Source organism: Streptomyces sp. NPDC005775, assembly GCF_042871565.1.
Taxonomy (GTDB): Bacteria; Actinomycetota; Actinomycetes; order Streptomycetales; family Streptomycetaceae; genus Streptomyces.
The window spans coordinates 256,282-268,455 of sequence record NZ_JBIAIU010000008.1; the positions used below are offsets into that span (position 1 = coordinate 256,282).

Genomic DNA, 12,174 nt, shown 5'->3' on the forward strand with positions numbered 1-12,174 from the left:
TGACACACCATGACAGCCACCGCCCCGCCCTTCGGACCCTCCCCGTCCGCATCCGCCCGGCGCCGGCCACTCGCCGTCGCCGGGCTCCTCGCCGCCTTGGTCGGCGTGGTGTTCGGTCTGCTGCTGGCCGTCGCGGGCCCCGCGTCGGCGCATGCCGCGCTCACCGGGAGCGATCCGCAGGACGGGGCGGTGGTCGACACCGCGCCCGAGGCAGTGACGCTCACCTTCTCCGAGCAGGTTGCCATGGGTGAGGGGTCCATCCGGGTCCTGGACCCCGCCGGGAAGCGCGCGGACACCGAGGACGCCCCGCGCGATCTGCACAGCGGCTCCACCGTGAAGTACGGCGTCTCCCTGCACACCGGACTGCCGGACGGTACATACACCGTCGCCTGGCAGGCCGTCTCCGCGGACAGCCACCCCGTCTCCGGAGCCTTCACCTTCTCCATCGGCGCGCCCTCCGAGACCACCGTCGCGCTCCCTGACAACGAGGCCGGCGGCGGCCTGGTCGGCACGCTCTACGGCATCGCCCGCTACGCCGCGTACGCCGGCTTCATCGTGCTCGTGGGCGGCGCCGCGTTCGTGCTGGCCTGCTGGCAGCGCGGGGCGGGCTCCCGGCCGCTGCAGCGCCTCGTCGTCCGCGGCTGGACGACCCTCACCGCGGCCACGATCGCGATGCTCCTGCTGCGCAGCCCGTACACCGGTTCCGGGAAGCTCGGCGACGCCTTCGACCTCGACGGTCTGAAGGCGGTCCTGGACACCAAGCCCGGCGCCGCGCTCGTCTCCCGGCTGCTGTTGCTCGGCGCCAGTGCGCTGTTCATCGCGGTGCTGTTCGGGGCTTACGCGAAGCGCGAGGACGAACGCGAGAAGAAGGACCTCACCTTCGGTCTCGCCCTCGGCGGTGGGGTCATCGCCGCCGGGATCGCCGGGACCTGGGCGCTGGCCGAACACGCCTCGACCGGGATCCAGCCGGGCATCGCGATGCCGGTCGACGTGCTCCACCTGCTGGCCGTCGCGGCCTGGCTGGGCGGCCTCACGGCCCTGCTGATCGCGCTGTACCGCACCCCCGACATCACCGCCGCCGCGGTCCGGCGCTTCTCGCGGATCGCGTTCGTCAGCGTGCTCGTGCTCACCGCGACCGGGATCTACCAGTCCTGGCGCCAGGTCGGCTCGTGGTCCGCGCTGACCGGTACCGGCTACGGGCAGCTGCTGCTCGTGAAGGTGGGGCTCGTCGCCGTCCTCGTCGGGATCGCCGGGATCTCGCGCCGGTGGACCGCCCGGCTGGCGACGGGTGGGGGCGCGGACGCATCCGCGCCCGGCCCGACGACCACCGGACCGGCTGCGGACGAAGGGGAGGAGGGCGCCGCCGCATCCACTGCGGAGACAGCCGCCCCCGAGGATCCCGCGCGAGCCGCCCCCGAAGGCACCGGCGCAGCCCCGTTGGACGCGGCCGCCCCCGAGGATCCCGCGCGAGCCGCCCAGCTCGCCCGGCAGCAGGTCGCCGTGGCAACCGCGGAGAAGAAGCGGATACGTGACGCCGACCCCGACCGGTCAGGCCTGCGCCGCTCCGTACTCGCCGAGGTCGGCGTCGCGGTGGTTCTGCTGGCGGTGACCACCATCCTGACCTCGACCGAGCCGGGCCGCACCGAGGAGGAGGCGGCGCGCTCGACCGCACCCGCGGCCGCGCCGCTGGCGAGCGGACCCGTCAACCTCACCCTCCCCTTCGACACCGGCGGCACGAAGGGCAAGGGCACGGTCCGTATGGACCTGGACCCCGGGCACGTCGGAGCCAACGTGGTGCACCTCTGGATCGACGACATCGACGGCAAGGCCATGGACGTCCCCGAGGTGAAGCTCGCCTTCACCCTGAAGTCCAAGGACATCGGGCCCCTGCCGGCCGTCCCCGTCCGGCTGACCGAGGGCCACTGGACCTCCACCGGAGTCCAGATCCCCATCGCGGGCGACTGGAACGTCGCGGTCACCGTGCGGACCTCGGACATCGACCAGACCACCGTCGACAAGAACGTGAAGATCGGCTGAGCAGGATCGTGAGCGGACACCACACAGACAGCACTGACACGTCGAACAGTGCGCGCGGCAGGAGCAAACGCGGCGGCGGCGACGCCCCTGCCGCTCCGGCGGCCGGCGGGATCTCCCGGCGGCGGCTGCTCGGCACCGCCGGAGCGGCCGGTGCCACGGGCCTCGTCATCGGGGCGGCCGGCGGCGCAACCGGATATGCCGCGACCCGGGACGAGGCGCCGGCCGCACTCACCGCGGTCGGCTCCACCGAGGTGATGTTTCACGGGAAACATCAACCGGGGATCACCACTCCGCTTCAGGCCCGCGGCCACCTCGTCGCCTTCGACCTGGCCCCCGGGGCCGGACGCAAGGAGGCGGCGGCCCTGATGCGCCGCTGGTCGTCCGCGGCCCAGCGGCTGATGGCCGGCGAACCCACCACCGGCGGCACGGGGCACGACACCGGCATCGCACTGGACGCCGGACCGTCCTCACTGACCATCACCTTCGGCTTCGGCGCCACCTTCTTCGCACGGACGGGTCTGACGGATCACCGTCCGCCCGGCCTCGACGCACTGCCGCCGTTCTCCGCCGATCACCTCGATGCCGGCCGGTCCAACGGGGACCTCTGGGTGCAGATCGGCGCCGACGACGCGCTCGTCGCGTTTCACGCGCTGCGGGCCGTACAGAAGGAGGCCGCCTCGACGGCCACCGTGCGCTGGCAGATGGACGGCTTCAACCGCACCCCCGGCGCCACCGCGAAGCCGTTGACGGCCCGCAACCTCATGGGCCAGATCGACGGCACCGGCAACCCGAAGCCGGCCGACAGCGACTTCGACCAGCGCGTCTTCGTGCCGGCGGGCGGAGATGACGCCTACGAGTGGCTGGCCGGCGGTTCGTACGCGGTCGTCCGACGGATCAGAATGCTGCTCGACGACTGGGAGAAGCTCCCGGTGGAACATCAGGAACGGGTCATCGGGCGGCGCAAGTCGGACGGCGCCCCGCTCAGCGGCGGCACCGAGACCACCGCGATGGACCTCGACAAGGCGGGCCCCGACGGCAAACTGTTGATCCCCGACAACGCCCACGCCCGCATCTCCTCCCCCGAGCGCAACAGCGGCGCCGCCATGCTGCGCCGCCCGTTCTCGTACCACGACGGCATCTCGTCGGACGGCACACCGGACGCCGGGCTGCTGTTCATCTGCTGGCAGGCGGATCCGCTGCGCGGCTTCGTCACCGTGCAGCGCAAACTCGACCGGGGCGACGCCCTGTCACCGTTCCTCCGTCACGAGGCGAGCGGACTGTTCGCGGTTCCGGGCGGTGCGGCCGCCGGTGAGTACGTGGGGCAGCGGCTGCTGGAATCCTGAGCCGCCCGCCGCAGTCCGGGCGGATGGGGCCGGGAGCCGTCGCGGGGCCGGGAACGAGGCCTCCGAGCGGCACCCGGCACATTAGGGTGACGGTATGTCCGCCACGCGCTACGCCTATCTCGGCCCCGAGGGCACCTTCACCGAAGTCGCCCTCCGTACGCTCCCGGAAGCCGCCACCCGCGAACTCGTCCCGATGGTCTCCGTACCGGCGGCACTGGACGCGGTGCGCAACGGCACGGCGGCCGCGGCGCTCGTACCGATCGAGAACTCCGTCGAGGGCGGCATCACCACCACGCTCGACCAGCTGACCAGCGGCGAACCGCTGATGATCTACCGCGAAGTGCTGCTCTCCATCACCTTCGCGCTGCTCGTACGTCCCGGCACCAAGCTGTCCGACGTCAAGACGGTCACCGCACATCCGGCCGCGCAGCCGCAGGTGCGGAACTGGATGGCGGCCCATCTCCCCGAAGCCGTATGGGAGTCGGCGGCGTCCAACGCGGACGGGGCCCGGCTCGTGCAGGAGGGGCGGTACGACGCCGCGTTCGCCGGGGAGTTCGCGGCGGCGACCTACGGCCTCGAACCACTGGTGACCGAGATCCACGACGCGGAGAACGCCCAGACCCGCTTCGTGCTGGTGGGCCGGCCGGCCCGGCCGGCGGCGCCGACCGGTGCGGACAAGACCTCCGTGGTCATCTGGCTCGGGGACGACCGTCCCGGTGCGCTGCTCGAACTGCTGCAGGAGTTCGCGGTGCGCGGGGTGAACCTGATGCTGATCCAGTCCCGGCCGACGGGTGCGGGGATCGGGAACTACTGCTTCGCGCTGGACGCCGAAGGGCATATCTCCGACCGTCGGGTCGGCGAGGCGTTGATGGGCCTGAAGCGGATCTGCCCGAACGTACGGTTCCTCGGCTCCTATCCGCGGGCCGGTGTGGAGCCGGGGGACGTACGGCCCCTGCGGGCGGGCACGTCGGACGCCGAGTTCACCGCGGCCTACGACTGGCTGGCACGGAATCAGGACGGCCGGGCCTGACCACCCCGCCCACATCGGCCCCGACGAGGGACGCCTGTCCCGAGCCTTCCTCTGCCTGTCCTGAGCCTTCCTCTGCTGTCCCGCACCTGTCCGCGCCCGCCCAACCGGTGCGATCAGCCGATTGTCATCAGAAAAAAGTTATCCACAGGCGTACGGCTCGACCTGGGGACAAGTCGACACCGCAATGCGACATGGTCGACAAATCTGCCCACCTCTCCCAGATCCGCCCACAGGTCGGCGGGTCGCCCGTTGTCAGCTCAATTCCATTGATCAACTCTTTAGGGCGAGGAATTCCCACCCGAACGAGCGTGTGAAGGGGGTTTGAACCGCGAATCCACATGTCAGCATGCGGCTTTCGGAATGATCTCCTCCATGTCCACAGATCTTCCTCACAGCCTGTGGATAACTTTGACGGACCACCCGTTCCTGTGGACAAGCGGCAACCAACTCCCCGCCCCGGCAAGGCCAATGCGTCAAGGCACATAACCCTTCTGCCCCTTTTAGGGGAATAGGGCCTCTTTCTCGAAGCCCTGGGCCCCCACCTGCCGCAGATTCCACCCCCAGCATTACCAATACCGGCAATTCGGGCAAAGTGACACGCTTGGCGATATCGGTTCGAACTAGCGAAGCCGACACCGGTAGCCTGGAGGGGTGATTGACCTTCGCCTGCTTCGTGAGGACCCCGACCGTGTTCGCGCCTCCCAGCGCGCCCGTGGAGAGGACGTCGCCCTCGTCGACGCCCTTCTCTCCGCCGACGAACGGCGCAGGTCGTCCGGGGTCCGGTTCGACGAGCTCCGTTCCGAGCAGAAATCGCTCGGCAAGCTCATCCCCAAGGCCTCCCCGGAGGAGCGCGCCGAACTCCTGAAGAAGGCCGAGCAGCTCAAGGCCGACGTCAAGGCGGCCGACGCGGCGCAGGGCGAGGCCGACGAGGAGACCCGGAGCCTGCTGCTGCGGCTCGGCAACATCGTCCACACGGACGTCCCGGTCGGCGGCGAGGAGGACTTCGTCGTCCTGGAGACGCACGGCACCATCCGTGACTTCGGCGCCGAGGGCTTCGAGCCCAAGGACCACCTGGAGCTCGGCGAGGCGCTGGGCGCGATCGACATGGAGCGCGGGGCCAAGGTGTCCGGGTCGCGCTTCTACTACCTGACGGGCGTCGGAGCGCTGCTGGAGCTCGCCCTGGTCAACGCGGCGATCGCCCAGGCCACCGAGGCCGGTTTCATCCCGATGCTCACCCCCGCGCTGGTCCGCCCGCGCGCCATGGAGGGCACCGGCTTCCTCGGCCAGGCCGCGGAGAACGTCTACCACCTGGAGAAGGACGACTACTACCTGGTCGGCACCTCCGAGGTACCGCTCGCCGCGTACCACATGGACGAGATCATCGACGCGGACAAGCTGCCCCTGCGCTACGCGGGCTTCTCCCCGTGCTTCCGCCGCGAGGCGGGTACGTACGGCAAGGACACCCGTGGCATCTTCCGGGTCCACCAGTTCGACAAGGTCGAGATGTTCTCGTACGTCGACCCGGCGGAAGCGGAGGCGGAGCACCAGCGCCTCCTCGACTGGGAGAAGCAGTGGCTGACCGCTCTCGGGCTGCCCTTCCAGGTGATCGACGTCGCCACCGGCGACCTGGGCGCCTCGGCCTCCAGGAAGTTCGACTGCGAGGCCTGGATCCCGACCCAGGGCAAGTACCGCGAGCTGACCTCCGCGTCCAACTGCGACAGCTTCCAGGCGCGCCGGCTGTCCGTCCGGATGCGGGACAACCGTGACGGCAAGAAGGTGCTCCAGCCGCTGTCCACGCTGAACGGCACCCTGTGCGCCGTACCGCGCACCATCGTGGCGATCCTGGAGAACCACCAGCTCGCCGACGGTTCGGTGCGGGTGCCCGAGGTGCTCCGCCCGTACCTGGGCGGGCGCGAGGTCCTGGAGCCGGTCGCCAAGTGAGCTTTCCCTACAAGCTCGTCGCGACCGACCTCGACGGCACGCTGCTGCGTGACGACGACACGGTCTCCGGGCGCACGCGCGAGGCACTGGCCGCGGTCACCGCGGCCGGTGCGGCGCACATCATCGTCACCGGCCGCGCCGTCCCCTGGACCCGGCACATCCTGGACGACCTGGGCTACGAGGGCCTGGCGGTCTGCGGCCAGGGTGCGCAGGTCTACCACGCGGGCGAGCACAAGCTGCTGACGTCGCTGACGCTGGACCGGCAGCTGGCCGGCCTCGCGCTCTCCAAGGTCGAGGCCGAGGTCGGTCCGCTGGCGCTGGCCGCGAGCCGCGACGGACTCGATGGCGAAGTACTTGTCGGCCCCGGCTACCGCGTTCAGGAGGGACCGCTTCCGTCCGTCCTCGTGCAGGACCCGGCCGAGATGTGGTCGGCGCCGCTGAACAAGGTCTACATACAGCACCCCGATCTGGACGACGACGCGCTGGCGAAGGCCGCGCGGGCAGCGGTCGGCAACCTGGTCGACGTGGTCATGGCGGGTCCGGGCGTGGTGGAGATCCTGCCGCTGGGACTCAGCAAGGCCACCGGCCTCTCGCTGGCCGCGCGCAGGCTGGGCGTGAAGGCCGCGGACACGATCGCCTTCGGTGACATGCCGAACGACATCCCGATGTTCGCCTGGGCGCGGCACGGTGTGGCCATGGCCAACGCGCACGAGGATCTGAAGGCAGTCGCTCAGGAGATCACCGCGTCGAACGAGAACGACGGGATCGCCGTGGTGCTGGAGCAGCTGCTCTAGGGTCTTTCGTCCGGATCGGGCCGGCTCAGGGTGCTGGGGCTGCGGCGGAGGATGCGCGGATCGAACGCGCGCGGGGTTCTTGACCCCGACGACGGCTTAGCAAGCCGCTGCCTTACCACTCGGCCAATCCTCCGGGAGGCGGCCGCGCGCGATGCGCAAGGACGGCCGCCCGGGCCTGCTGCCCGTAGCGGCGCGGCGGAGCAGTCGCTGACTACTCCGGCGCGGGCTCGGGAGCGCCCTGCTGGGAGCTCGACGGACTCGGACTGTAGGTCATCGCCGCGCTCCTCTCCCGGTCTGTGGTGCCGTTCCCGGCGGGTGCCGTATCACCTACTGTGCCGTGCCCCCGTCGCCCGGTGCCACTCCTTTACGGGCGGCACCGGGCACGGGCCTTCGTCAGTGGTTCCTCGTCAGCGCTTCTGCGTCAGCGGTTCCTGTTGCGGCGGCTCAGGTCCTTGAGATTCCGCGCCAGATCGTCCATGCGTCCGTCGAGCCGGGCGATGTCCTCGGACACCCCGCCCAGCCGCACGCTCATGGCACCGACCACTTGATGCGTGTCCTCCATCCTGCGGTCGAGGCTGTCGAGCCGGTGCGACATCCGGTTGAGGACCGGCCCGAGTTCCTGGAGGGCGCTGCCGACTCCCGCCAGGCAGCTTTCGACCCGGGTGACGCGGTGTTCGAGCGAGGCGTATCCCGCGCGCAGATCCTGCTCGGCGTCGAGGAGATACGTACGGACGCATCGCGCGATGTCGCTGTCGCGAAGAAGCATCGCGACGTTGAGGACGGTTCTGCGGGTGTAGAGGCGGAGTTGAGTCGCTGCCTGTGGATAACTTTCGGCGGCTTCACTACCCCATAGCGACAGCATGTCGCTATGGAATGTTCGCAGGTCAGATCCCCGAAGCACGCGCATCCCATTCTGCGTGAGCTCGCCCTGATGGCGGTCCGTCAGCCTCCTCACGGCACCTGTGGATACTTCGAAGTAGCGGGCCACGTCCTCGGTGCGAACGTGAACTCCGTCCGGGAGCATGACAAGGCTCTTCACCTTGTCCAGGGCGTCGACGCGCCCCATCTGTTCGACGCGCAGGGCGCGTGATTCGAGTAGGGCGACTTCCGTGGGCACGAGCATGCCTTCCGATCGTGAATGAAAGCTGGATGCGGACGGCCCTCTCCCCGGGCTTCAGGGGGCGGAGGACGCTCACGGTTGCCACTCACTCAAGGACCGACCGACGGGGTGACGCCCCGTCGCATCGGCTATCCGGATTTCACGAAAGCTACGACGCCACAGATTCCAGTTGCCTCCACGCACAGGGGAGAACGAACCGATAACCGTACAGTCACGCATGCGATTGTCCGGAATGCGATGATCCCCGTCCGACGGACGGGGGTCATCGCATGACAGAAGCTCGTGGTCACTCCTCGCCGGCGAGCTTCAGCGTCCGCAGCTTCTGACCGGCGTACCAGGTGGCCACCACGGTGACCGCCACCAGCAGCACCGTCGCGACCGGAAGACCGACGTCGGAGGTGATCGCGCCACCCCCGCCGGTCTTCTCCGCCAGCGCGAGGGACCACTGCTGCACGCTGAGCGTGCGCGCACCGGGTACGAGGCTGCCGAAGAGGGCCTCCCACACGAGCGCGTAGACGAGGCCGAGGACCACCGCGTGGCGGCTGACCGTGCCCAGCAGCAGGAACAGCGCGCTGTAGGCGATCGACGCGACCAGCGCCGCGATCGTGTACGCCACCGCGATCTGCTGGCCGTTGCCGTTGAGGATCAGCCCCGCGATCAGGGTCGGCACCGCCGAGAAGACCATCGTCACCGCGATGGCCACGATCAGCTTGGTGAAGATGATCGTGGGCCGGGTCACCGGCTTGGCCAGCAGGTAGACGATCGAACCGTCGTCGATCTCGGGTCCGATCGCCCCGGTCCCGGCGATCACACCGATCAGCGGGACCATGGTGGCGATGGCGAATCCGCCCAGCACGTCCGAGGCCACCTGGTCGTCGGCGCCCGCGAACATCCGCACCGCCACCGCGATGACGATCAGGAGCGCGGGCAGGACGAAGAGGATGGCGGCCCGGCGCCGGCCGAGCAGGGCCCGGTAGGTGAGCCGGGCGACTGTGGGGTCGTACATGACGTCACAGCTCCTTTCAGGCCACTACTCAGGCCGCTACGAGATAGGAAAAGACCGATTCGAGGGACTCGTCGGACGGCGAAACGGTCAGAAGGCGAATGCCCTGATCGCGTGCCACCTTCGGCAGCAGTGTGGTGAAGCGTCCGAAATCGACGGCCTGGATGCGCAGCGCGTTCTCGCTCAGGTCGACCTCGATCCCGGCCGTCGACGGGTCGGCGATGAGCGCGGCGGCGAGGGCGCGGTCGTCGCTGGACCGTACGAGATAGCGGTGCGGCCGGTCCGTCATCAGCCGGCGGATCTTCCGGAAGTCACCGGACGCGGCGTGCCGCCCCGCCACGATCACCTCGATGTGCGAGGCGAGCTGCTCGACCTCTTCGAGGATGTGGGAGGAGAAGAGAACCGTGCGGCCCTCCGCCCCCATGCGTCGCAGCAGTTCCATCAGCTGCATCCGCTGGCGCGGGTCCATCCCGTTGAACGGCTCGTCGAGCAGCAGCACGGACGGGTCGTGGACCAGGGCGGACGCCATCTTCACGCGCTGGCGCATGCCCTTGCTGTACGTGGAGATCTTGCGGTCCTGCGCGTACTCCATCTGGACCGTGGCCAGCGCGGCGGCCGCCTCGGCGTCGCCGAGGCCGTGCAGTTCGGAGTTGGCCACGACGAACTCGCGACCGGTCAGGAAGTCGTACATCCCCTCCCGCTCCGGCACGATGCCGATCTGCCGGTAGACGGCCTCGTTGCGCCAGATCGGCTTGCCGTCGAGCGCGACCGTGCCCGTCGAGGGGGCGAGGAATCCGGCCATCATGTTGATCAGCGTGGACTTGCCGGCGCCGTTGGGGCCGAGCAGACCGGTCACCCCCGGACCCACGGTCATGCTCACGTCGTTGACGGCGACCACGTTGCCGAACCAGCGGGACGTGTGGTCGATCTCGATGGTGGTCACAGCCCGACCCTCCGGTAGCGGCGCATGAGTACGGCGTACGAGCCGGCGACGAGCGCGAGAACAACGATCAGATAGACCACGCCGGCACCGGCCCCAGGGCCTTCCCCTCCGGGGAAGGCGGACGTGGCTCCGAGGAAGGCGGTCTGCACACCGTCGATGAGCGTGATCGGGGAGAAGAGCCCGAGCCACGGCACGGCGCCGCCGGACCCGGTGGACCAGGCGATGCCCTGGAGCGTGCTGACCGCGCCGTACGTGATCGTCAGCACGGCGATCACCGCGGCGACACCGAAGCCGCGCCGCGGGGTGAGGGCGGCCATCACGAGGCCGAGACCGGCGAAGAGCACGGACAGCAGGGCCACCGAGACCATCCCCTGGGCGAACCACTTGGTCTGGTCGGCGAAGTCGAACTTCCCCAGCAGCGCGCCCACGTACAGGATCACGAGCGGCGCCCCGGTGAGGACGAAGAGCGCGGAGACCATGGCGGCGAACTTGGCGGCGACGTAGTCGCCCCGCTCGATCGGCCGGGAGAAATACAGCGGCACACTCTTGAAGCGAAGGTCCCTGGACACCGACTGCGGTGCCTGGGAGGCCAGGAACAGTCCGATGACCGCCTGGAGATAGACGGCGTACGAGGTGTACTCGATCGGCAGCTTCGTCGAGTTGGGGATGTTGATGGCCACCGCCACGATGATCGCCGCGACCAGGCACATCACGCCGAACAACAGCATGGGCAGCACCTTGGACTTGGCCGAGCGGCCGAGTCCGAAGGAACCGCGCAGGGACTGCGAGTAGAGCGAGCGGCGGGCGTAGGCGCGGCCGAGACGTGGGCCGTCGTAGGCGCGGTAGCCGATGTTGTGGATCCGGGAGGTCTCGCTCCCGGTCGCGGCGCCGGTCTCAGTGCTCATCGCGACCGCTCCCCTTCTGCTGTACGGCCCCCGCGGCCACGGACGCGGTCAGCGCCTCGGGGTGCGCTGCCGGTGCCTCTTCGGTACGGAAGACCTCGGCGATGTGGTGGCGGCGCTGTTCCATCCGGACGAGGCCGAGGCCGAGGCCGGCGACGCTGTCGCGGACGAGGTCGTACGTCTCCTCGCCGGTCGCCTCGATCAGCAGGATGTGGCCCGCCCCGGGCAGGCCCTCGGCGTCGAGCCCGTCGAGCCCCACCAGCTTGATCCCCGCTCCGGTGAGGGCCTTGCGCAGGGCGTCGGTCCCGTCGGGGTGGGTGTCGCTGTCGGTGACCTCGACCGCGAGGGTCGTGGTGGTCTGGGTGAAGTCGCTGGTGGAGCTGGAGCGCAGCAGCGCTCCGCCGTCGATGACGACGACGTGGTCGCAGGTGCGTTCCAGTTCGCCCAGGAGGTGCGAGGTGACGAGGACCGAGATCCCGAAGTCGGTGTGGATCCGGCGGATCAGGCCGAGCATCTCGTCCCGGCCGACCGGGTCCAGTCCGTTGGTCGGCTCGTCGAGGAGGACCAGCTGCGGGTCGTGGACCAGCGCCTGGGCCAGCTTCACCCGCTGTTTCATCCCGGTCGAGTAGCCGCCGATGGGCCGGTAGCGCTCCTCGTACAGCCCGACGTGCCGCAGGGTGTCCGCGGTGCGTTCACGGGCCGCGGTCGGCGGCAGTCCGGACATCCGCGCCATGTGGACGACGAACTCGGTGGCCGAGACGTCTGGCGGCAGACAGTCGTGTTCGGGCATGTAGCCGACCCGTTCCCGGATGGCGGCGCCGCTGGTCGACACGTCGAGCCCGAGCACCGCGGCCCGGCCTTCGGTCGCGGGGGACAGACCCAGCAGGATCTTGATCAACGTGGACTTGCCGGCTCCGTTGGCGCCCACCAGCCCGGTCACACCGGGGCCGATGTCCAAGGAGAGCCGGTCAAGCGCGGTCACCCGGGGGAACCGCTTGCTCAGGCTTTCGGTCGCAATGACAGTCACGTCATCGACGGTAGTGGTGCGCGCCACACCGGTC

General features: G+C 69.7%; 10 protein-coding genes and 1 tRNA gene. 5 read left to right on the forward strand and 6 right to left on the reverse strand.

The genetic code is table 11. From position 1 onward, the window contains the following. Positions 1-9: 9 nt before the first annotated feature. From ACFYPA_RS20520 to ACFYPA_RS20540, 5 genes are all read left to right on the forward strand, one after another. Positions 10-2,037 (forward strand): copper resistance CopC/CopD family protein, encoded by a 2,028-nt coding sequence (locus ACFYPA_RS20520; RefSeq protein WP_389133358.1) that lies wholly within the window; start codon positions 10-12, stop codon positions 2,035-2,037. Between the two features lie 110 nt (positions 2,038-2,147). Beyond that, positions 2,148-3,380 carry an iron uptake transporter deferrochelatase/peroxidase subunit gene (efeB, locus tag ACFYPA_RS20525; RefSeq protein ID WP_389133454.1) on the forward strand — a complete coding sequence of 411 codons (1,233 nt, stop codon included), beginning with the start codon at positions 2,148-2,150 and terminating at the stop codon, positions 3,378-3,380. 94 nt (positions 3,381-3,474) lie between these two features. After that, complete coding sequence (pheA, locus tag ACFYPA_RS20530) at positions 3,475-4,410, forward strand: prephenate dehydratase (RefSeq protein WP_359313008.1); 936 nt, start codon at positions 3,475-3,477, stop codon at positions 4,408-4,410. Between the two features lie 651 nt (positions 4,411-5,061). Continuing rightward, complete coding sequence (gene serS / locus ACFYPA_RS20535; protein WP_359082665.1) at positions 5,062-6,351, forward strand: serine--tRNA ligase; 1,290 nt, start codon at positions 5,062-5,064, stop codon at positions 6,349-6,351. Beyond that, complete coding sequence (locus tag ACFYPA_RS20540; RefSeq protein ID WP_359082664.1) at positions 6,348-7,145, forward strand: HAD family hydrolase; 798 nt, start codon at positions 6,348-6,350, stop codon at positions 7,143-7,145. Before serS ends, ACFYPA_RS20540 begins: the two co-directional genes overlap by 4 nt. A gap of 45 nt (positions 7,146-7,190) precedes the next feature. Here ACFYPA_RS20540 and ACFYPA_RS20545 read toward each other — a convergent pair. The 6 genes from ACFYPA_RS20545 to ACFYPA_RS20570 all read right to left on the reverse strand — a co-directional run bounded on the left by ACFYPA_RS20545 (position 7,191) and on the right by ACFYPA_RS20570 (position 12,140). After that, positions 7,191-7,278, reverse strand: a tRNA-Ser gene (locus ACFYPA_RS20545). Positions 7,279-7,566: 288 nt separating this feature from the next. Next, complete coding sequence (locus ACFYPA_RS20550; protein ID WP_389133457.1) at positions 7,567-8,262, reverse strand: hypothetical protein; 696 nt, start codon at positions 8,260-8,262, stop codon at positions 7,567-7,569. Between the two features lie 289 nt (positions 8,263-8,551). Then, complete coding sequence (locus ACFYPA_RS20555; RefSeq protein WP_359082663.1) at positions 8,552-9,271, reverse strand: ABC transporter permease; 720 nt, start codon at positions 9,269-9,271, stop codon at positions 8,552-8,554. Between the two features lie 28 nt (positions 9,272-9,299). After that, positions 9,300-10,211: an ABC transporter ATP-binding protein gene (locus tag ACFYPA_RS20560; protein ID WP_359082661.1), complete on the reverse strand. Its 912-nt coding sequence runs from the start codon at positions 10,209-10,211 to the stop codon at positions 9,300-9,302. Then, entirely contained in the window at positions 10,208-11,116 is a 909-nt protein-coding gene (locus ACFYPA_RS20565; protein ID WP_359082659.1) for an ABC transporter permease, read from the reverse strand. Before ACFYPA_RS20565 ends, ACFYPA_RS20560 begins: the two co-directional genes overlap by 4 nt. Next, entirely contained in the window at positions 11,106-12,140 is a 1,035-nt protein-coding gene (locus ACFYPA_RS20570; protein ID WP_359082657.1) for an ABC transporter ATP-binding protein, read from the reverse strand. The genes ACFYPA_RS20565 and ACFYPA_RS20570 overlap by 11 nt, the downstream gene beginning before the upstream one ends. Positions 12,141-12,174: the final 34 nt, after the last annotated feature.